21 protein-coding genes are annotated in these 20884 nt (G+C 34.4%); 8 read left to right on the top strand and 13 right to left on the bottom strand.

Annotation, left to right across the window (positions count from 1 at the left end; genetic code table 11):
- Positions 1–34 precede the first annotated feature (34 nt).
- Together ABH957_RS20220 and ABH957_RS20215 are read right to left on the bottom strand one after the other, a co-directional pair.
- Positions 35–1456 carry an amino acid permease gene (locus ABH957_RS20220; protein WP_404457931.1) on the bottom strand — a complete coding sequence of 474 codons (1422 nt, stop codon included), beginning with the start codon at positions 1454–1456 and terminating at the stop codon, positions 35–37.
- A 105-nt stretch (positions 1457–1561) separates the two neighbouring features.
- On the bottom strand, positions 1562–1816 hold the full coding sequence (locus tag ABH957_RS20215; protein WP_002010281.1) for a biotin/lipoyl attachment domain-containing protein: 255 nt from the start codon (positions 1814–1816) through the stop codon (positions 1562–1564).
- Between the two features lie 301 nt (positions 1817–2117).
- Between ABH957_RS20215 and ABH957_RS20210 the strand changes: the two genes are divergently transcribed.
- The 3 genes from ABH957_RS20210 (at position 2118) to ABH957_RS20200 (ending at position 4480) form a co-directional block, all read left to right on the top strand.
- Positions 2118–3521, top strand: a complete 1404-nt coding sequence (locus ABH957_RS20210; protein WP_404512104.1) for a sigma-54 interaction domain-containing protein — start codon at positions 2118–2120, stop codon at positions 3519–3521.
- An 84-nt stretch (positions 3522–3605) separates the two neighbouring features.
- A complete protein-coding gene (locus ABH957_RS20205; RefSeq protein WP_002091158.1) occupies positions 3606–3809 on the top strand; it encodes a hypothetical protein in 204 nt (67 codons plus the stop codon).
- Between the two features lie 326 nt (positions 3810–4135).
- Positions 4136–4480, top strand: coding sequence for a DUF4064 domain-containing protein (locus ABH957_RS20200; protein WP_002091161.1), 345 nt, complete (start codon positions 4136–4138; stop codon positions 4478–4480).
- A 46-nt stretch (positions 4481–4526) separates the two neighbouring features.
- Here ABH957_RS20200 and truA read toward each other — a convergent pair whose 3' ends face one another.
- The 6 genes from truA to ABH957_RS20170 all read right to left on the bottom strand — a co-directional run bounded on the left by truA (position 4527) and on the right by ABH957_RS20170 (position 10630).
- Complete coding sequence (gene truA, locus ABH957_RS20195; protein ID WP_404449287.1) at positions 4527–5264, bottom strand: tRNA pseudouridine(38-40) synthase TruA; 738 nt, start codon at positions 5262–5264, stop codon at positions 4527–4529.
- Positions 5265–5347: 83 nt separating this feature from the next.
- A complete protein-coding gene (rlmD, locus tag ABH957_RS20190) occupies positions 5348–6727 on the bottom strand; it encodes a 23S rRNA (uracil(1939)-C(5))-methyltransferase RlmD (protein WP_219300347.1) in 1380 nt (459 codons plus the stop codon).
- A gap of 10 nt (positions 6728–6737) precedes the next feature.
- Positions 6738–7601: a DNA-3-methyladenine glycosylase family protein gene (locus ABH957_RS20185; RefSeq protein ID WP_404512102.1), complete on the bottom strand. Its 864-nt coding sequence runs from the start codon at positions 7599–7601 to the stop codon at positions 6738–6740.
- 59 nt (positions 7602–7660) lie between these two features.
- The gene (pdaA, locus tag ABH957_RS20180; RefSeq protein WP_002091167.1) at positions 7661–8443 is read right to left on the bottom strand and encodes a delta-lactam-biosynthetic de-N-acetylase; all 783 of its coding nucleotides are present in this window, start codon (positions 8441–8443) and stop codon (positions 7661–7663) included.
- Between the two features lie 126 nt (positions 8444–8569).
- Positions 8570–10093 (bottom strand): class I fumarate hydratase, encoded by a 1524-nt coding sequence (gene fumA / locus ABH957_RS20175; RefSeq protein ID WP_404512100.1) that lies wholly within the window; start codon positions 10091–10093, stop codon positions 8570–8572.
- Positions 10094–10447: 354 nt separating this feature from the next.
- Positions 10448–10630: an SE1561 family protein gene (locus ABH957_RS20170; protein ID WP_002010264.1), complete on the bottom strand. Its 183-nt coding sequence runs from the start codon at positions 10628–10630 to the stop codon at positions 10448–10450.
- Positions 10631–10843: 213 nt separating this feature from the next.
- Here ABH957_RS20170 and yfkAB point away from each other — a divergent pair, with 213 nt between their 5' ends.
- Positions 10844–11971, top strand: a complete 1128-nt coding sequence (gene yfkAB / locus ABH957_RS20165; RefSeq protein ID WP_002125019.1) for a radical SAM/CxCxxxxC motif protein YfkAB — start codon at positions 10844–10846, stop codon at positions 11969–11971.
- A 37-nt stretch (positions 11972–12008) separates the two neighbouring features.
- Here yfkAB and ABH957_RS20160 read toward each other — a convergent pair whose 3' ends face one another.
- Together ABH957_RS20160 and cax are read right to left on the bottom strand one after the other, a co-directional pair.
- Positions 12009–12806: a YfkD famly protein gene (locus tag ABH957_RS20160; protein WP_002091172.1), complete on the bottom strand. Its 798-nt coding sequence runs from the start codon at positions 12804–12806 to the stop codon at positions 12009–12011.
- Positions 12807–12887: 81 nt separating this feature from the next.
- Positions 12888–13943, bottom strand: coding sequence for a calcium/proton exchanger (gene cax / locus ABH957_RS20155; protein WP_113937971.1), 1056 nt, complete (start codon positions 13941–13943; stop codon positions 12888–12890).
- A 177-nt stretch (positions 13944–14120) separates the two neighbouring features.
- On the opposite strand from cax, the gene ABH957_RS20150 reads away from it, so the two are divergent.
- From ABH957_RS20150 to ABH957_RS20140, 3 genes are all read left to right on the top strand, one after another.
- Positions 14121–14537, top strand: a complete 417-nt coding sequence (locus ABH957_RS20150; protein WP_012260266.1) for a pyridoxamine 5'-phosphate oxidase family protein — start codon at positions 14121–14123, stop codon at positions 14535–14537.
- 155 nt (positions 14538–14692) lie between these two features.
- Positions 14693–14839, top strand: coding sequence for a BH0509 family protein (locus ABH957_RS20145; protein ID WP_000817786.1), 147 nt, complete (start codon positions 14693–14695; stop codon positions 14837–14839).
- A 108-nt stretch (positions 14840–14947) separates the two neighbouring features.
- The gene (locus ABH957_RS20140) at positions 14948–15376 is read left to right on the top strand and encodes an EamA family transporter (RefSeq protein WP_002091176.1); all 429 of its coding nucleotides are present in this window, start codon (positions 14948–14950) and stop codon (positions 15374–15376) included.
- 13 nt (positions 15377–15389) lie between these two features.
- Here the strand turns inward: ABH957_RS20140 and ABH957_RS20135 are convergent, their stop codons facing one another.
- Positions 15390–15983, bottom strand: coding sequence for a DedA family protein (locus ABH957_RS20135; protein ID WP_002091181.1), 594 nt, complete (start codon positions 15981–15983; stop codon positions 15390–15392).
- 478 nt (positions 15984–16461) lie between these two features.
- Between ABH957_RS20135 and ABH957_RS20130 the strand changes: the two genes are divergently transcribed.
- Positions 16462–19245: a tetratricopeptide repeat protein gene (locus ABH957_RS20130; RefSeq protein ID WP_404512098.1), complete on the top strand. Its 2784-nt coding sequence runs from the start codon at positions 16462–16464 to the stop codon at positions 19243–19245.
- A gap of 43 nt (positions 19246–19288) precedes the next feature.
- Here the strand turns inward: ABH957_RS20130 and lepB are convergent, their stop codons facing one another.
- Both lepB and ABH957_RS20120 read right to left on the bottom strand, forming a co-directional pair.
- The gene (gene lepB / locus ABH957_RS20125) at positions 19289–19825 is read right to left on the bottom strand and encodes a signal peptidase I (protein WP_002010249.1); all 537 of its coding nucleotides are present in this window, start codon (positions 19823–19825) and stop codon (positions 19289–19291) included.
- Between the two features lie 287 nt (positions 19826–20112).
- Complete coding sequence (locus ABH957_RS20120) at positions 20113–20793, bottom strand: lysoplasmalogenase (protein WP_404512096.1); 681 nt, start codon at positions 20791–20793, stop codon at positions 20113–20115.
- Positions 20794–20884 lie beyond the last annotated feature (91 nt).

The raw sequence follows: 20884 nt of genomic DNA, 5'->3' as shown, positions 1-20884 counted from the left end.
TCTAAATTCCTTGTTATTATAAATTCAATTTCAACTATAAACTTTCTAATTCTGTTGTATTCATCTTTTCGATATGTTCTATTTTACTTTTCTTACTTCTTGTAGCACGGTAAAACAGTAAACAAACGATCATAAATGGAATACCACAATATAATGCCATTCTTTGTTCTGGAATAAAAGCCATAGCTACAATTACTGTTAAATTTAATACTAAAGCAAGAATTGGAACAAATGGATACAGTGGTGTTTTAAATTTCAAATCCTTAATATCTCCCCCTTGCTTCACGTATGTCCTTCTAGCTAATAGGTTAGATAAAGCAATAGATGCCCAAACTAATATCGCTCCAAACCCAGCAATAGAAAGAAGCCATAAATAAACTGTATCTTCCGCATAAATACCTGATAGTAATGAGAGACACCCTACAAACGTACTTACAATCAATGCATAAATAGGAACACCGTTTTTAGATAACTTACCAAAAATCGGGCTAATCATTCCTTGATTAGACATAGACCATAGCATACGGGAAGTTGCATATAATCCTGAATTCGCAACTGATAGTACAGCTGTAATAATAACAAAATTTATAATATCAGCCGCATAAGGAATACCAATTTTATCAAATACAACTACGAATGGACTTTCTATCACTCCTGCTTGCTGCCAAGGAAATAGTCCCGCAAGAATAAAAATAGATAGTACAAAGAAAATAAGTATGCGCCAAACTGTATTATTAATTGCCTTCGGGATAGTTTTCTCTGGATTTTCACTCTCACCAGCTGCAATACCAACTAGTTCTGTTCCTTGGAAGGAAAAATTAACTGCAATCATCGTAATTAAAATGGCTGATAACCCATTTGGGAACAATCCACCATAATCAGTAAAGCTAGAAAACATCGGCGCTGGTTCATTTCCTTTCATATCTAGAAAACCAAACATTGCTGCCCCGCCCAAAATGATAAATGCAATAATTGTAATTACTTTAATACTTGCAAACCAGAATTCAACCTCCGCAAAACTTCTTGAAGATAACGCATTAATAACAAAGAGCAATACGGCAAACACTACGCACCAAATCCATGATGGTACATCTGGAAACCAACGTTTCATTAATATACTAACTGCAATTAATTCAATGCCTATCGTAGCCGTCCAGTTTAGCCACGACATCCATCCCACTACATAACCCGCTGCAGGTGAAATATGTTTTGTAGCATATGTTTGATACGATCCTGCATCAGGCATCGCAACCGCTAACTCTCCAAGACAGAGCATCGTTAAATACATAACAAATCCACCGACAAGATACGCTACAATCGCTCCTCCAGGTCCAGCTTCATGAATTGTATAACTGGATCCTAAAAAAAGCCCAGTACCAATAACCCCTCCGAGTGCAATCATAAATATGTGCCGACTTTTCAATTCTCTTTTTAATCCCTGGTTTTGATCCATCATATAAATCCCCCCTTTTCACTTTGCAAACCCATTTAATGTAAGCGTTTTTAAAATTCTTCATAGTAAAAATAATTATTTAAAAGAGCAAAATACATATTACTACTATTAATCACTACCTGTTATTAAAAGGTCATCCCTCACTGTTATTAATAGTTTTTGATCAGCGATAGCTTGTCCTTCTACCACTTCTAATGATTCGATATAACCACTGATTCCCACTTTAATTTCCACCTGCTGCTTATCTATTGTTTCAATTAACGCTAATTTTTCCCACTCATATACGTAAGAACTTTCAGTAACAAATAATTTCTCTACTTTCCCGTAACAAGGACTATATACGCCTTCTATAACCGTCTTCACTTTATAAATTCCTCCCTCTTATTAATTGAAACTGAAACGTTGCATACACTATAAAGATTCATAATCCCCCTACTCATTAAATTTAGAGATCTTAACTACTATTCATGCAAAATACGTACCAACCTTAATACCTATGTAAAATTAGGATTTCTTACGAAAAAAATCTGCATAACCGCAAAATTTTTCTATCATTTGAAAATTTTTAAGAGAAAATAGCAAAAAAATTTTGCGATTTTATAAGAATTTTAATAAAATTATAAAAAGTCAGTCTTCATAGGGTATAACGAGGAGAAGATAATACATGCATACAGAAGAAATCAATTTTAAAAAGATTATTGAAATGAATGTGCTATACGAAACTTTACTCAATGAACTAGATATTGGGATCCATATTATTAATGAGGAAAGTAAAACGATTATCTATAACCGTAAAATGATGGAAATTGAATCAATGGATCGCTTAGATGTGCTAGATAAAAATCCTTTAGAAGTATTTGCATTTGAAGAAAATAAAAATAGTACTCTTATAGAGGCTTTAAAACTTGGAAAAACAAACAAAAATATAAAACAAACGTATTTTAACAATAAAGGACAAGAGATTACGACGATTAACGATACTTTTCCTATAATAGAAAATGGAAAAATTAAAGGCGCTATTGAAATTTCAAAAGAGATTAGTCATTTAAAGCAAACAATGAAAACGAACCTTTCTCGAAAACAAAATACTAAGTTTACCTTTGATCACATAATTGGTGATTCTAGAGCTATTCAATCGGTCATTACAGAAGCAAAGAGAGTAATACGTACGCCATCCTCCATACTTATCATCGGGGAAACAGGGACCGGTAAAGAGCTATTTGCGCAAAGCATCCATAATGAAAGCCAGCGTTCAACAAAACCATTTATTTCGCAAAACTGTGCCGCTATACCAGAAACCTTAATGGAAAGTTTACTATTTGGTACAAATCGAGGTGCTTTTACAGGAGCAATAGATAAACCTGGTTTATTTGAAGAGGCAAATGGGGGAACTTTATTATTAGATGAAATCAACTCATTAAGCTCAGCACTTCAAGCTAAATTATTGCGTGCTATACAAGAAAAAACAATACGAAGAATTGGGGGCGCGCAAGAAAAAGAAATTGATGTTCGTATTATAGCAACTATTAATGAAGACCCTCTTGAAGCCATAGCGTACAATCGATTAAGGCAAGACTTATATTACCGATTAAGCGTTGTTACTTTATGTCTTCCACCTTTACGGGAACGAAAAGAAGATATTGCATATCTTGTTCAACACTTTATTGAAAAATACAATATCCAATTTGATCTTAGCGTAAAAGATGTAGATTTAAACGTAAATAACTTCTTCTATCAATACGATTGGCCTGGTAATGTGAGAGAACTAGAACATATAATTGAAGGATCCATGAACTTAATAGAAGATGAAGATATCATTACAGTGTTCCATATGCCAACGCACTTTCGCGAACTAGCAAAAAAGGAACTCAATATGCAGACTCCACTAACTAGTCACAATACTGATACGCCACAAAATTTAAAACGTATAATCGAAGAAATGGAAAAAAAATATATCCATCAAATTCTTAAAGAAAATAAAGGTAATATCTCACAAGCCGCAAAGTTTTTAGGATTGAGCAGACAAAACTTACAATATCGAATTAAAAAATTGCACTTACACATATGAAATGAATATTTCTCCAAGTACAAGTAACTATTTGGAAAAATACGTTATAATTTACATGTGACATGATAGAAAGGGGCGATATATATGAGTAATGATAAAAAATTAAAGTTATTACAATACTTATACCTTCTTCCTGCCGTTCTATGTATGATGTTATTCATTAATATTGATATGAACAGCTTTCCTTATGCAAAGCTATTAGCCACAATTAGCGGCTCCTTTGCAGCTATTATGCTTGCTGCTTTTTGGAATTTGAAGCTACGTATGAAAAGAGAAAAATCTTCTTAAACGAACAAAGTTAATTATCATAAAAAACACGAGACGGTTACCGCTCTCGTGTTTTTTCATTCTACTCTCTTTATCTCAATGATTTGAAATTTAACTCAAAATTAGTTATATACTGAAAAAATGTACTTTAGTAAAATCGACAAATTTCGACATTTTGTTTTTATTATATTTGTTATCATGTAAGTTCTAAATCTGACATTTCAACATCTTTGAAGATTGTTTATATAAACTTCACTTATGTTAATAACATGTAGTTCATTTTGTTGAACTAACAAATTGTGAGTTGGATGAAAAAGCTAATAAATATTTTCTAAAAGGTGGTTACTATGAAAAGAACAGCAGAATTTGTATTAGGATTAATTGGTGGTATATTCGGGATTTTATGTGCATTCATTGCTTTATTTATCGGAGGCATAGGAGCAGCAGTTGAAGCTGACGGAGCTAATCAAATTATTGGATTAGGCTGGGCTGCTGTAGCTCTTTCAATATTGGGGATTGTTGGATGTGTTATGGTTAAGAGCAAAGCTAAAGTAGGTGGCATTATGATGACTATCGCTGCCATTGGTGGATTTATTTGTATTTCTATTGTTTACTTATTACCAGGTGTTTTATTATTAATCGGCGGATTAATGGGGATTTTCCGAAAAGATAAGACTACTGCATCAGCATAAAAGAAGAAGCACTCAAATGAGTGCTTTTTTCTTATTCATATCTTTTCTAAAACTCAATCTTCTCCAAGTACAATCCACTCGCCTCAGCAAGACAATTAATTTGATTACGTTGTTTTTCCTCTAAAATGTTTGGAATTGCGTCCGCCTCTAATTGTCCTAATCCAACTTCAATTAATGCTCCAACAATTTTCCGCACCATGTTATGAAGGAATCCGTTACCACTTACTCTAATTTGTACAAATCCTGATTCTTCGGAAACATCAAGTGTATACACTTCTCGAACCATAGATTTTTTCTTAGACTTTGCATTTGAAAAAGCAGTGAAGTCATGTGAACCAATTAAATGTTTCGCAGCTTCTTTCATGCTTTTCACATTTAATTGTTTATTCACGTGCATGCTGTATTTACGCATAAATGGGTTCGTATGCTCTTCATTCCAAATTTTATAAAGATATGTTTTTGCTTTAGAATTGTAACGAGCATGGAAACGATCTGGTACTTCTTCTACACTCGTAATACTAATATCATTTGGTAAATATTGATTTAAATACTTTTTCACTTTATTTTCTACTAACTTCTCATCACTTTGAAAGTTAGCTACTTGGTTCAAAGCGTGTACACCAGCATCCGTTCTACTACAGCCGATAATTTCAGTTTCTTTTCCGACCATTTCAGATATTATACTTTCGATTTTCCCTTGAATCGTATTGTCATTATTCCCAAGACGTTGCCACCCTTTATAACGCGCACCGTCATATTGAATCGTCAATTTATAATTGTTCATCGTATTCTCCTTACTTCCATTCGCTAAATAAAATATACCCTCACATAGCTCCTGCTTTGTGAGGGACATATCCTTATTGAATGTTACTTTCTAACAAGTTTCACTACATTTTCTACATGAGCGGTATGCGGGAACATATCAACTGGTTGCACATACTCCACTTCATAACTCTTCATTAATGTTTGCACATCACGTGCTAATGAGGATGGATTACAAGACACGTAAACAACTTGTTTCGGTTTCACTTTTAAAATCGTTTCAAGTAATTTATCATCGCAACCTGTACGCGGTGGATCGACAACAATGACATCTGGACTCCAGCCTTCTTTCACCCATTTTGGTAACCATTGTTCCGCTTTACCAGCTTCATACTTTGCATTTGTGAATCCGTGGCGTTTTGCATTTTTCTTTGCATCTTCAATCGCTTCTGGAATTACATCCATACCACGTACTTCCGCTGCATCATTCGCAAGCCAAAGTCCAATTGTACCGACACCGCAATACGCATCCACAATCTTCTCGTTTCCTGTTAAAGCAGCTGCTTTTTTCGCTTCATCGTATAAAACAACAGTTTGTTCTGGATTTAATTGGAAGAATGCGCGTGCTGATAATTCAAATGATAAATCACCTAGTGTTTCTTGAATTACTTCTTTTCCAGCTAATTTAAATGTTTTATCACCGAAAATAACAGATGTTTTACGCCAGTTTACGTTTTGCATAATTGATTTAACACTTGGCATTTGTTTTTGTACTTCTGCGATAAATTGATCTTTATTTGGTAATTCTTCTTTTGTTGTAATAAGTGTGACTTGCACTTCCCCTGTTTGAACTGCAGTACGTGTCACAATTGTGCGTACTAAACCTTTTTGTTTTTTCTCATTGTAAATAGAAACATTTAATTTTTCTAATATACGTCTTACAACTTTTGTCGCTTCATTCGTTGCTTTATGTTGAATCATGCAATGAGAAATATCAATTAACTGATGTGAGTTTTGCTTATATAACCCTGTAATAACCTTTTCGTCTTTACGCCCCACTTGCAATTGACTTTTATTACGATAATGCCATGGATTTTCCATACCAAGCGTCGGGCGAATTTTCTCTTCTAGACTGTCATTCATATACTTCTCGAATGCTTGTACAACGATATCACGCTTTTGATTTAATTGTTCTTTATAATCTAGATGCTGCAATTGACAGCCACCACACTCCTCATATACTGAACATGGTGCTTTCACACGATGTGGTGATGATTTACGAACTTTTTTCACTTTCGCTTCAGCGAAGCCACGCTGAATTTTCGTTGCTTCAGCAACAACTTCTTCTCCTGGCAATGCCCCTGGAATGAAAACAACTTGTCTCTTAAAATAACCAACGCCTTCTCCGTTAATCCCAAGACGTTTAATTGTCACAGGAAACGTTTGACCAACTTCCAACTTACTCTCTTGTTGCTTTTGTATCATTATTACACCTCTACTCTATACTTTTCCATAAATATAACGCTGCATAACTGCAATATGGTTCACACTCTTGTTTCACTTTTTCTAAAAATGCATCATCAGGCTTATCATCTAATTGAAATACACCTTGCACTGCGCGCCGAATTCCAATGTCTGCTTTTGGAAACATATTTTTCCGACCAAGCCCAAACATTAAAAAGTTTTGCACTGTCCATGCTCCAATACCCCTTATTGGTAACAATTGTGCCGATACTTCTTCTTCTGTTTCGTTTTCTATCCTTGCTAAATCTAATGTACCGCCTACAATATGTTTTGCTAATCCTACTATATATTCGGCTTTTCGCTGACTAAACTTCTGCTCTCTCAATTCTTCTATTGAAATGTTTGCTACTCTTTCTGGTGTTGGGAAAAAGAAAACGCCGTTCTTCTCTGTCCCATATCGTTTTACAAATTGATCTGTTAGCACAGTAGCAAATTTCAAATTTATTTGTTGATGAATAATACAGCGAAGAAGACAAGCGAAATAATCGAATTCTAAAATAATTGGAGTATAAGCATATGTTTCAAATAGTGGACGTAATGATGTGTTTAAAAAATGATTTTGTATATTTTGAAACGGTTCATTCCAGTGAAAAATAGACCTCATTCGTTTCATTACTTTCTCTTGATCTCCTGCCTGACTAGAGATCCAAAACTGTGGATTTTGAACAGTACCAATCCCTTGCAAACGAACAACAATCTGTTCTTCGTCTATAAAAAGCGGGACATAAATTACTTTCTCGTCTAATTGAATGACGTTTAACGGGTCGAAAGATAAACGCTTTAGTACTTCCTCAAAATGGTACGGATATTCTAACGTAACATGTTCGCTCCACATACGTTTCCCCATCCTTTTTACACATCATTATAGCATGAGAAAACCGCAAGCATACATGCTTACGGTTGATTGCTTTTTACTAAATCATCTAGGCTTTTAAAATGATACCCTTTCTCGCGCAAATCATCAATGATTTTCGCAAGTGCTTCTGCATTATCTTTTGATATTGCATGAAGTAACAAAACAGATCCTGGATGAATCATAGTCATTACATTATTATGAGCGTATTGCCATCCTCTTTGCTGATCTACTTTCCAATCAAGAAATGCAAGCGACCAAAACACGTTATGATATCCCATTTCTTTCGTAAGAGCTAACGTTCTTTCGCTAAATACACCTCGCGGAGGGCGTACATATTTCACTTCTTTTTGCCCTGTTACTTTTTTAATCTCTTCCGTTACGCTCGTTAATTCTTCACGAAGTTTTGCATCATTTACTGTTGTAAAATCTGGATGACTCCAAGAATGATTACCAATAATATGTCCTTCATTTTTCATTCTTAATAATAAATCTTTTTGTGTTTTTATATAATGCCCCGTCACAAAGAAAGTTGCTGGTACTTTTTTCTCCTTTAATACATCTAAAATCTTTCCTGTATATCCATTTTCGTATCCATTATCAAATGTTAAATAAATATCTTTTTTCTTCGTATCTCCTAAATAAAACCCACCATTTTTTTGTAGTAATTCTGTATATAGTTTCCCTGCATCTGGCACCGTTTCATTTTTAGGACGTGGGATTCCCCAGCTATGTGATGTATTCGTATAAGCAAATGTTGAAACTGGAACAAGTGCCATCATAATTGAAAAAATGAGACCTATATATAACCATTTATATTTCATAAATAGTCTCCTTTCCATATATAATCGTACCTGTAGTTTCTGTTTCCCTGCTTTCTTTCATGCTGAACATGTTTTTCTATATATACCAAAAAAATACACCTCGAATGATTCGAGGTGTATTTCTCTTTACTTAAATACAGGTTCTTTAAAGCTCGCCAATTTTTCAAGTGATGTTTTATCAACATCAGCATGTAGGCTTTTCCCATGAGAATCCATCGTTACAACTGCTTTAAAACCATCGATACGTAAATGCCACATTGCTTCTGGGATACCGAATTGTAAGAAATCAACATCTTTCACTTCTTTAATACATTCAGCATAATATTGTGCTGCACCACCAATTGCATTTAAGTACACACCACCGTGTTCTTCTAAAGCTGCTAATGTTTTAGCACCCATACCACCTTTACCAATTACAGCACGAATACCGAACTTTTTCATAATATCGCCTTGATATGGCTCTTCACGAATACTTGTCGTTGGACCTGCCGCTTTAATTTGCCAATTATCATTTTCATCTTTCACTACAACTGGACCACAATGATAAATAATTTGTCCATTTAAATCTACTGGACAATCGTTATCCATTAAATGTTTATGAATCGCATCACGTCCTGTATACATCATGCCGTTAATTGTAACAACATCACCAACACGAAGTTCACGAATTTGCTCTTCTGTAATTGGAGCTTGTAATACGATTTCACGCTGCTCTGTTTGTTCTTGCGCAACGTCTTGTTGAAGTGTATCTTCACCTTCTTGGTATAACCAATCCATAATTTCACCTGTTTCAGGATGAATTGTTACGCCAAGACGACGATATGCCCAACAATTATACGCAACAGATACGTAGAAGCTCGCTGGCAAACGATTATATACTCCAATTTTGCAACCTAATAAAGTTGTTTCTCCGCCAAATCCCATCGTACCAATGCCAAGCTTATTCGCATTCTCTAATACATACTCTTCAAGCTTGTGTAATTCTGGAACTGGATTTACATCATCTAATGTACGGAATAATTGATTTTTTGCTAATTCGTAACCTGATGTGCGGTCTCCCCCGATACCGACGCCGATTACTCCTGCGCTACACCCTTGACCTTGCGCTTGATATACTGCATGAAGAAGGCATTTACGAATTCCTTCTAAATCACGCCCAGCTCGTCCAAGTCCTTCTATTTCACAAGGCAAGCTATATTGAATATTTTTATTCTCACAACCGCCGCCCTTTAAAATTAAACGTGCATCAATGTAATCTTTTTCCCATTGTTCAAACTTAATAACAGGTGTACCTGGTCCTAAATTGTTTCCGCTATTGTCTCCAAAAAGAGAATCAACAGAGTTTGGACGAAGTTTACCATCTTTTGTCGCCCGCTCAAGCGCACTATAGATAGCTTCCTTCAGTTTTAATTGATTCACACCAACTGGTGTATAAATTTTAAACGTTGGCATCCCTGTATCTTGGCAAATTGGCGAGATATTATCATCTGCCATTTTAATGTTATTCGTAATTGTGCCAAGTGCCATCGCTGAACGAGTCCCTGCATTTTCTCGTTCTTTCGCTTGTTGAATTGCGCGACGAACATCTTTCGGTAAGTTCGTTGACGTTTCAACAATTAGTTGATACATGCTTTCTTGAAGCTTTTCCATTGTTACTTCCCCCTCAATTGTGAACGCTACCAAAACGTTATGAAATGAAAATTCCATTGTTATACTCTTCAGCTGTTTATTTATCCCGCATTAACGGGCAGTAAGACTCCCACCTCAAAATTCAGGTGGAGCAAAGAAGTTAGGTTGGAGATCAACTGCCCGTAAACGCCCGATTGGTTCAACTAATACTCAGTGGGGAATGAACTCCCCACTGAGTAAAGTTTCACTTTATTTCACGCTATTAAAGTATAAATGAAATTTTTCACAACTTGATTATACCTTTTTTTCTATATTCCTTCTATTATCCGTACAGAAAAAGGCTGCCAATTTTGTAGTGGCAGCCTTTTTAATATATTATTCGTCTTTTTTAAATTGCTCACATTTCAGTTCTAATTCATCTAACATTGCAAGAAGACGATCTACATCTTCTAATTCTACCTCTTCTGGTTCAATCGTATCAATTACTTCAATGAACATATTTAAACGTTCTTTCAAATATACTAGTTGTGAATCTTTACCTTGAATTGCTTTTCCCATGAAGGCACTCTCCTTTTAATTCGAGTTGCTTTTATTATACCGCAAAAATGATTGCTATGGGCATGTAATTTCATCAATTTTGTCGCAGTAATTCATTATAATGTAAGCCCTCTCTCTTTCTTTACAAAAAAGTTTCACTTTATAAAAAGCACATATTCTTCTATTATAGAGAATGGACAAATTGTTATTTCAATAGTCAAAGGAGTATTTCATATGACGATATCACAAATAATGAAGCCGATTACTCCTTCTTACGATCCATGGGAAGCGTATATGGACCTTGAAGAGTACGGCAAACTACTATTAACAAACGTTGAGTTTACAACGACGACGTTATGCAATATGCGTTGCGAGCATTGCGCTGTTGGTTACACATTACAGCCGAAAGATCCAAACCCGCTTCCGATGGAGCTTTTATTAAAACGATTAGATGAGATTCCTCATTTACGTTCTTTAAGTATTACAGGCGGAGAACCTATGCTTTCAAAAAAATCCGTCGACAACTATGTAACACCACTCTTAAAATACGCCCATGAACGAGGCGTTCGCACTCAAATCAACTCAAACTTAACTATAGATTTAGCACGTTACGAACAAATTATTCCCTACTTAGATGTATTGCACATTTCACATAATTGGGGAACAATCGATGACTTCGTTGAAGGCGGATTTGCAATGATGGAGCGTAAGCCTACTTATGAACAGCGCGCTAAATTATTTGAAAGAATGATTACAAATAGTAAAGCTCTATCAGAGGCAGGTGTACTCGTATCAGCCGAAACTATGTTAAACAAACGAACTCTACCACATATTGAACATATTCACCGTCAAATCGTTGAAGAAATGGGCTGTAAACGTCATGAAGTGCACCCGATGTATCCGAGTGACTTCGCTAGCACACTTGAAATTTTAACAAAAGAAGAAATTCGAAATGCAGTTGAACATTTATTAGAGATCCGTGATGAAAATGTGTGGATGTTATTCGGAACATTACCTTTCTATGCATGTAGTGATAATGAACACGATTTAGCTACACTAAAGAAATTACATGAAAGTAAAAATGTAACTGTCCGCAATGATCCAGATGGTCGTTCTCGTTTGAACGTAAATATTTTCGATGGAAATATTATCGTGACCGACTTCGGTGATGTCCCGCTTCTAGGTAATGTACAAACAAATACACTACAAGAAGCTTACGACAAATGGTGTGACTCAAAAACAGCAAAATCATTAAGTTGCCATTGTCCTGCTGTGAAATGCCTTGGACCGAATGTTCTTGTAAAAAATAGCTACTATCCAAAAGAAGATTTCTTATCAAAAACATCAAACATTATGTTATAAATAAAAAACGTCAGCTTATAGGCTGACGTTTTTTATTTCATTGTGCATGCGATGAAGAAACAAATTTAAAAAATAAATGATCATGAATTGGAATAGCAGCTCCGATTCCTTGAGATGTAATATTTTTCACGACAAGCTTTTTTTGATTCCCTTTTAACACAAGGTAGACTTCTCCAAATGTTACTTTTCCTTTTTCATTTACTGCTGGTGTATACGCATATAAATATCCAAGTTGACTTGGACTAATATTATAAACACGCTCATGTCCGGTACCATAACCAATGGTTGTTTTAAATGAAAGTGGCAATTGTACTTTTTCAAGCGCTTTTAGAAGCATCATTTTTTTCACATCTGTAGTATCTTTCATATCTGCTGTTAAATCACCTTCGATTGTCTTTTGGGTTTCTTGCTTATAGCGAAGTGGGTATAAGCGATCCCCTCCGCGATTATCATATACATTTCGATTTACTTGCTTATATTCCCAATTAATCGATGTGTCTATTGACTCATAATTTAATGCCCATTGCCCTAAATAAATTTTCGCTCGGTACCCTACTGCAAGCGGTGCATTCGAAATTGTCGTTTCATTAAACATTCGAATTAAATCTGGGTTTTCAATTTTAATATTTGTTGTTTTCAATAATTCTTGAGCAAACTTACTCGGCTGTAAACGTGGTAAATCTTGTGCATCATTTGGAAATGTATTATCTTTTGAAATATTTAAAACAGATGAAGGCATTTTTACTTCTACTGTCGTCTTTGCAAAACTACTGTTAGGAAATAATAAAATAAACGAGACCATAGTTGAAAGACATATGCTGTACACTCGTTTCACCTGTCAGGCTCCTTCCTACGTAAAGGTATATAAATTACTGTATTTATTGTTTTCCCTCAAACACATTGTTATCCCTATTTTTCATAATAAATAAAAACCAATTCCCATAATGACATACGCAGCTAATAAAGTGCCTCCTTCAAACCAGTTTGTATCCCCATCATTTGAAATAGCAATAGTTAAGAAAACAGCTGTAATCATGGAAACAAGCTCTGGTATTGTAAATACTAACGGCATCTTTTGTGCAAAAAACATCGAAAGAAGTACTAACACAGGAGCAACAAACATGGCGATTTGTAATGTAGAACCTACTGCAATTTCAACGGCGATATTCACTTTATTTTTATACGCCATAATAATTGCAGATGCATGTTCTGCTGCATTACCAACAATCGCAACGATGATAACCCCTATAAATAACTCTGACCAGCCAAATGACTTTGCAACCGTTTCAAAAGTATGTACGAGTGCCTCTGAAACATAAGCTACCGCAATTGTTGCTATCGCTAAAACGAGTAGCGCTTTACCTTTCGACCACTCAGGCTCCTCCTCATGTACTTCTTCATCGCTCTTATGTTGATATACACCGCGGTGTGTAACTAACTTAAATAGCAATGCAGCAAGGTACATAATGATCATAATAATAGAAACACCAATACTTAATTGATACGTCTTTCCAGCATCCATTTTCATTGAAAAAATCTCTGGAATAACAAAAGCTACGACAACAGCAAATATTAATAAAGCTGAATTATGCCTTGCATCGTAAACATTAAAGCTTTGTCTTTTATATTTAAGGCCTCCTATAAAGAAGGATAGCCCTCCTACTAATAGTAAGTTTCCAAGTACAGAACCAGTTAAAGATGCTAGCACTACTTCAATTAATCCTGCTTGAAGTGCGAAAATTGAAATGATAAGTTCAACCGCATTACCAAAAGTAGCATTTAATAATCCACCTATCCGAGGTCCAGAAACAATTGCTAAACTTTCTGTTGCTCTCCCCATAAACCCCGCTAATGCGATAATCGTAATGCAATATACAGCAAACATAATTGTTTGAGGCCAATGCAATGTTTTTCCGAGTACAGAAAGTGGTACACCTATAAGCGCTACTATAAGAAATATTTTATTAAACATGCTTTCCATCCTTCCATCTTCTGTATTTCTCCTCAATATTATTATTATTCTTCTCCTAACTTGTCCGATTTCATCACAATTACGTTTAAAAAATCGAATTGAAGAAAACAGTATGAAAGATATTTAAATTGTCTTGTTTAGACAGAAAGAATTAAAAATTGAAAAGAGGTTAAAAGCATGCACTTAAAAGAAAAAATCGCAACTATTATTCAAGGTCAACGAACAGGTATATTATCTACTGTACGTAACGATAAGCCACATGGTGCCTTTATGATGTTTTTCCACGAAGATTTTGTACTATATGTTGCAACAGATCGAAATTCAAAAAAGATAACAGATATCGAGAAGAATCCAAATGTGCACGTACTACTTGGACGAGAGGGAAAGAAATTAGATGAAGATTACATTGAAGTTGAAGGTATCGCTTCCATCGAAGAAGATCAAACATTAAAAAACAAATTTTGGACTAATAGCTTAAAACGCTGGTTACTCGGTTCGGAAGATCCTAATTACGTACTAATAAAAATCAATCCTGATACAATTTATTACATCGATAGTGCTGGTGCGACCGATCCCGAGTTTTTACGACTATAAAATAAAAACAAGCCCCCCTTAGGTGGGCTTGTTTTGTCGAAAGGTTCTTCTGAAAAAACAATAAAATAGGTGGAACTTTCTAAAGATTCTGTTATATAATAGCAGTAACTTAAATAAACTGTATTAAAACAGATTGAGGGGAGAAATAAAAATTGATGAAAAGAGAAGAACGAAAAAACATGATTGAGTTTATTGAAAAGAAAAAAGGGATTGAACGTGACGAATTATTATTTATGACAGACGATGAAGTAGAGCATATTTATAATGTAACGTACTTTTTATATGAAGAAATAGCAGAGTAGTATAATAAACCCCCACCTTATTAAAAATATAGGGCGGGGGTTTATTTCGTTTTTTATACATGAGAATGATTTTCATGTATAATAATGTAAGATTGGAGGAATTTCACTATGAGTTCATGGCTATTATTCGCACTATTATCAGCAATTGCTGCTGCCCTCGTATCTATTTTTGGAAAGATTGGCTTAGATGGAATCGATGCCAACGTTGCAACAACGATTCGCTCTATTATTATGGCATTATTTATGGTAGGAGTTATTATTATACAAGGTAAATTTCAAAATATCGGTGATGTCCTCCTAAATAAAAAAGCACTGCTATTTATCACATTAAGTGGAATCGCTGGTGCTTCGTCATGGCTATTTTATTTTCTTGCATTAAAAACAGGAAAAGTTTCACAAGTAGCACCTATCGATAAATTAAGCGTAGTATTTTCCATTATTCTCGCGATGATTATATTAGGTGAAAAGTTAAACTTTATGACTGGTATTGGTGTAGTCTTTATTACAGCTGGTGTATTATTTGTTGCTTTCAGCTAAAAAACCGCTATTATTAGCGGTTTTTTCTTTTCCTTATGTAAATCCACACAATAAATGTTACAATTGCCGAAACTAATAAAATCCATATTCCATAATGATGGAAACTATATTCAACAAAGCGCCACTTCTCTCCCAGTTTCCAACCTAAGCCAATAAAAACACTTATCCAAATTAGTGCACCACCGTAAGCATACAAACAAAACCGCCACAATGTTAAATTTGAAACTCCAGCAAAATATGCTGTTAAATGACGTACTCCCGGTATAAAGTAGCCAATCATTAAAAGAAATGGACCGTATTTTTCAAATAAAATATGTGTTTTTTCAATATGATGTTCCTTAATTCTAACTTTCGGACCATATTTTTTTAAAACAGGGAGCCCAAGTTTTAAACCTAATATGTAACTTAATGTAATGCCAAGCATTGCACCTGCCATTCCACTTAAAAAAGCAGCTGTTCCTGACATAACTCCTTTTGAAATGTTATATCCGATAAAAGTCAATAAAAACTCATCCGGTATAGGTAATCCAACAATCCCGCCAGCTAAAGCTATAATAATTCCAAAATATCCATAATGTGCGATTAACTCGCCAATATGTTGTTCCATTCGGAAGACACATCCTATACACGATCGTTATTCCATATTGTGCCCATTCTATCTTTAAGACAAACATGGTATACATATTCACTATACATTGTTTTTATAATGAACTCTACTTCTATTCCATTCCTTAAACAGAGATTTAATCAGTGGGGTTTTTTATCCATCCCAACTGATTATTAGCCTGAACCAATCGGGATTTTACGGGCAGCAGGGCTCCTACTTAGCTTCCCTGCATTCGCTAAATTTTGGTGTAGGAGTCTTACTGCCTATAAATAGCGAGATAAAAAAATAAAAATTCATAGGCTTATTTTTTTGTTACAATAAAGGGAAGTTACTTTTTGCAACGGTTTAACTCTCAAGAAAAATGATATATCTAGCAAAAACATAGTTTGGTCTATATAATGCAACTTCTACCTATTAGAGTAACATGCACCCTTTTACATACAACATCATTTTTCTAAATTATACAGGGGGAACGAACATGACCATTGAAAAACAATTTATCCAAAAGATTTACTATAAAACATTTTTAACAGAAGACTCTTCCATTCCGGTAGCGGAAGTACTCGGTGAAGCATATATAAATGAATCAAAAAATGAATTCTCCAACATATCTAATATTCGCTTTGCACAAGGTGAAGTTTATTTCCAAAATAACGACTTTGAAGCCGCTATATTCAAATGGGAGAAAGTAAATAATGAACTTGCTCTCTGGGCTATGAAGAATATTGCAGATGCTTATTTCGAATTAGATTTCTTACCAAAAGCAGAAGAAATTTATAAATCTACCCAAACAGAAGATACAACTCTTACGATGGAAGTTTCCCTACAACTTCTTTCTCTTTATATCGAGCAAAATCGTTTAGGTCTAGCATTTAAGACGATTAGTGACGCTGTTGCGTTTCAACCGGACTATCCAAATATTACTGCAATCGCTCGATCGTTCTATGAAAAACAAGAAGATTGGAATAATGCTATTGAACTAGCGGTTCAAGAAGGAATTCGAACTAAATCTTTACACTGGTTTGATACTTTAATCAATTATGTAAACAGAGGCTTTACTAACAAGATAAAACCTGAGTATTTCTATGAATCTTTAAAAGCCTTATATGCTATTGATCAAGTTCAGTTTAAAGAACTTGTTATTTCACTTTGGAACAGCTATGAAAATGAATCATTCCATCTACCTTGGATTCAAACAATAAATCACCTATTCTTACATATTGAAGTAGATGCTAATGATGATTGGAATGAAATTTCTACTCGCTATCAAGAGACGTACTTCGAATTGATTACTGGACAACATTTCATGCACGAATTACAAGGACTTGTACCAGATTTATTAACAAATTGGTTTAGTTTAACGAAAGCGGAAGATTCTTTACTTGTCTCCGCAGCAGTATTAGCATGGAATGAAGTTTCACCGACAACTCTAGAATCATTACTCGTAAAAAGCGCATTTGCCTTACTTTCAAATGCATCAGCTCATGCAAATGTTGATATGGCAGACGTATCAGCATTATTTGAAACGATTGCTGTATGGGCTGAGAAGAATGATGTAGATTTAGGTCATCAATTCACACTACTTGTTCGTGAGTTATACGATTTAACTGTTACACAACTTCTAGTAGCAGGAGCTAGCGATTATGATAAATCAGCCTTTATTAACTCTATACTAGGAGAAAATATATTAAATGAGGCTATAACAACTTCAATTACATTTAAAGATGATAGTCAAACTGAAATAACTGAGCTTACAGAACTAGATATACGAAATATACCAAACTTTGACGAACTTCATAACATACTAGCGGTACCTTCTCAGTCAAAACTAGAAAGAAAATGTATTGAAGTTAAATTACCAAGTAGATTTTTACGAAAAAATAAGTTTTCATTCCTTGTCACACCTACTGTGCATGGACAACTTGACAAAAACAGCTCTCACTTTGAATACTTACAGGCAGCAGATAGTCTCATCTATGTACTAAATTCAGCTTCACCATTACATGATGAAGAGCTCGATACATTATTATATATTCGTGAGCAAGTACCAAATTTACAAATTAAATTCGTCTTACAAACAATTGATACGAATACTAGTGAAAATATCACGAACAGCATTAAAAAGAAAATACTCGTACATTTCCCAGAAGCACACTTTTTCCCTTACTCTCCTTCACAAGAGAGTAGTGAACAGCTAGGTAACGTAACAGACTCTATTCTTTCTAACCTTACTCAGCGTAACGTGGAAAAAGAACGCATTGAAAAATTATTATGGTTTATCCAAAAAACAATTGCATACCTTGTAAATGAACGTGTGGAATTAGAAAATACGTTAGTGAAATCCGTTCGCTGGAATAAACATATTTTAGTAAAACTTGATGGTTTTATTAATAATCTTACTGCCATTCAAAAAGATAAAATTCGTTCTATTACAGAATCTTATCTCTTAACGAAAGAAGAGATTACGCAGGATATACATTCTCAAATTCCTGAATTGTTGCAGAGTTGCTCTGACCTCGTTCAAGAAGATAGTGATTTCAAACTGGTCCATGAAGAACTAAATGTAGCAATGAATGAAAGAATTCAAAAACATGTACAGCAAGTGCTCCTTCCTAAGTTTACTGGGTCTATTCAAGAATGGATTGAAACTGCTCATAATGAATTCATTCAAGCTCAGGCTTATTTAGATGAAATGAGCGATACCTTTAATAAGCTCTATGAGGAAGAGCGTATTAAACTTCCTTGTGATTTCAAATTACTAGATGACTGGGATAGAGATGTTGCAAGAATGACGAATAGAATTACAGTAGCTAACATCAATATTTTATTACGCTTTACACCGACACAATTTTTCTTAAAAAGTGCAGGAAAGTTATTCGGTAATATGCAAAAAAATCAATCTATGCTATCAAATAAATATAAACAATATATTGAAACAGAAGATTATACAGAAGTTGCTCAGATGATTTCAAAACAATTCTTCCTACAATTTGAAGTGTTTGAAGGTGCGCTAGAACGGGATATCATGATGTTCTTTAAAGACCCTCTTAGCATATTGAAACAAACCGTAGAAGCGGCCCAACTTGAAATACAAGAAGATGAGCAAACATTAACAAAGCTAAGAACGAACCCAGAAACTTATCATGATCCTTTAACACTCTTTAAATTGCAATTGTTACAACGAAAATTCATGTTAAATATCGACCAAAATAATGAACATATTGCTTCACAAGAAACAATAAATAAAACACCAACTGTTTAAATAAAAAAAACCAAGCAACTAACTCGCTTGGTTTTTCTTATTTTTAATCTACAATTTTCACATGTTCAAATGGATAATATATCGCCATGAACTTTCCTAATACTTCTGTTCTATCAATGAGCCCTAAGCCGTTCCTACTATCCCTACTAACTAAACGATTATCTCCCATCACAAAAATTTTATTTTTAGGAATTGTAATCGGTCCAAAATCTTCAGTTAAATTGATAAGTAATTTTTCTGCCTGTTTTTTATTATTCTTTAAATACTCTTCATTTTTCACTTGATGATTAACATATAATTGATCATTCTTCATCTCAATTACATCTCCTGGCAATCCAATAACTCTCTTCACGTAGAAATTATCTGTCTTCACGACAATAATATCCTCTCTCTCATAACTTTCAAATCTCTTTGCAAGTTTATTAATAATTACTTTATCTCCATCTTGTAACGTCGGCCTCATCGATGCTCCTTTTACAGTCGTAGGGAAAAACAAAAAGATTTTTGCCAAAAACACTAATAAACATGCAATTGCAATTATTTCAAAGAATTCACGCAAACGTTTTTTCTTTTGCATCATTCCACCATCTCATCATCTTTTTATTTTTATTATAAGTACTCCGACTAGTTAATTTCCACAAAATTCTGAATTATAACATTAGAATATTACAAATATAAAAATAATATTCCCTATAAATTCACTATTTTTATATACTATGTTTTCCATCTATCAAACAGGACTTTTCCTATGAAATTTATGCTTAGAAAGTATAAATTACTGCACAAATTAAACAAACAAATATAATAGCATAGCAATAAAAAAGATACTCTCAAAATAGTCTATCAACTATTTTTGAGAGTATCTTTTTATAATCCTACATATACAATACACATCTGCGCTGCGACATATGTAAACCAAATCCAAAGCGGTTCATACTTCAGTTTGCGCCCTCCGATATCTGTCACGCCGATAATAAAATCAGAAATCACAAACAGTAAACCACCAAGTGCTGGTATCCACCATATTCCTATATTCTCGTAATATAAGGCGAATGCAAAACATGCCATTCCTCCAACCCACAAACCGTAAATTAGAGCGCCTATTGTAAAAAGTTTGTCTTGTTTTTCATTTCGAATAAAGAAAAACCACCCTAGAATTAGAAAGAGTCCGTATACGAGTAAACCGATCCAAAAACCATTCCATGAAATACCTGTTTGTAAAAATGCTTTCACATAGAAACAATGTGCAAGAGCGAAAGTAACCATTCCTCCAATTAATCGATGACCAATTGGAATTAATCCTGCCATAAATAAATCCCCTACAGTTGATAAAGTCATACCGAGTGCAACCCACGTACTGTACTCAGCCGATGGATCTTGTAACCATATCCAAATTGCACTTCCTGTTAAAGAAAAACTAAGAATAAGACGAACGGCTAAAGGTAACGGCATATTATTTCTCGTTCTCTTCGTCTGTCCTATTGCATAAATTGCTCCCATTAAAAAAAGAATAATTTGCCCGACTAACACAATGTAAAGTACATTCATAATATGTTCTCCTCAATAAATGCTTTATTCTATCTTTTTTTCGTTACATATATCACATTCTCCTTTTTCTATGTAAAAAAAGAAGAACAAT

Source organism: Bacillus sp. RC242 (assembly GCF_044908245.1).
Lineage (GTDB): Bacteria > Bacillota > Bacilli > Bacillales > Bacillaceae_G > Bacillus_A > Bacillus_A mycoides.
This window is presented reverse-complemented; position numbering and strand designations above follow the sequence as displayed.

Bases quoted from the DNA above. Each gene is read 5' to 3' on its own strand.
- ABH957_RS20150 (WP_012260266.1), top strand. From the start codon at position 14,121: ATGCACTTAAAAGAAAAAATCGCAACTATTATTCAAGGTCAACGAACA.
- pdaA (WP_002091167.1), bottom strand. From the start codon at position 8,443: ATGAAATATAAATGGTTATATATAGGTCTCATTTTTTCAATTATGATG.
- truA (WP_404449287.1), bottom strand. From the start codon at position 5,264: ATGAACAATTATAAATTGACGATTCAATATGACGGTGCGCGTTATAAA.
- ABH957_RS20170 (WP_002010264.1), bottom strand. From the start codon at position 10,630: ATGGGAAAAGCAATTCAAGGTAAAGATTCACAACTAGTATATTTGAAA.
- ABH957_RS20120 (WP_404512096.1), bottom strand. From the start codon at position 20,793: ATGAATGTACTTTACATTGTGTTAGTCGGGCAAATTATTCTTTTTTTA.
- yfkAB (WP_002125019.1), top strand. From the start codon at position 10,844: ATGACGATATCACAAATAATGAAGCCGATTACTCCTTCTTACGATCCA.
- ABH957_RS20185 (WP_404512102.1), bottom strand. From the start codon at position 7,601: ATGTGGAGCGAACATGTTACGTTAGAATATCCGTACCATTTTGAGGAA.
- ABH957_RS20200 (WP_002091161.1), top strand. From the start codon at position 4,136: ATGAAAAGAACAGCAGAATTTGTATTAGGATTAATTGGTGGTATATTC.
- ABH957_RS20220 (WP_404457931.1), bottom strand. From the start codon at position 1,456: ATGATGGATCAAAACCAGGGATTAAAAAGAGAATTGAAAAGTCGGCAC.
- ABH957_RS20135 (WP_002091181.1), bottom strand. From the start codon at position 15,983: ATGGAACAACATATTGGCGAGTTAATCGCACATTATGGATATTTTGGA.
- lepB (WP_002010249.1), bottom strand. From the start codon at position 19,825: ATGATGCAAAAGAAAAAACGTTTGCGTGAATTCTTTGAAATAATTGCA.
- fumA (WP_404512100.1), bottom strand. From the start codon at position 10,093: ATGGAAAAGCTTCAAGAAAGCATGTATCAACTAATTGTTGAAACGTCA.
- ABH957_RS20145 (WP_000817786.1), top strand. From the start codon at position 14,693: ATGAAAAGAGAAGAACGAAAAAACATGATTGAGTTTATTGAAAAGAAA.
- ABH957_RS20210 (WP_404512104.1), top strand. From the start codon at position 2,118: ATGCATACAGAAGAAATCAATTTTAAAAAGATTATTGAAATGAATGTG.
- cax (WP_113937971.1), bottom strand. From the start codon at position 13,943: ATGTTTAATAAAATATTTCTTATAGTAGCGCTTATAGGTGTACCACTT.
- rlmD (WP_219300347.1), bottom strand. From the start codon at position 6,727: ATGATACAAAAGCAACAAGAGAGTAAGTTGGAAGTTGGTCAAACGTTT.
- ABH957_RS20140 (WP_002091176.1), top strand. From the start codon at position 14,948: ATGAGTTCATGGCTATTATTCGCACTATTATCAGCAATTGCTGCTGCC.
- ABH957_RS20130 (WP_404512098.1), top strand. From the start codon at position 16,462: ATGACCATTGAAAAACAATTTATCCAAAAGATTTACTATAAAACATTT.
- ABH957_RS20205 (WP_002091158.1), top strand. From the start codon at position 3,606: ATGAGTAATGATAAAAAATTAAAGTTATTACAATACTTATACCTTCTT.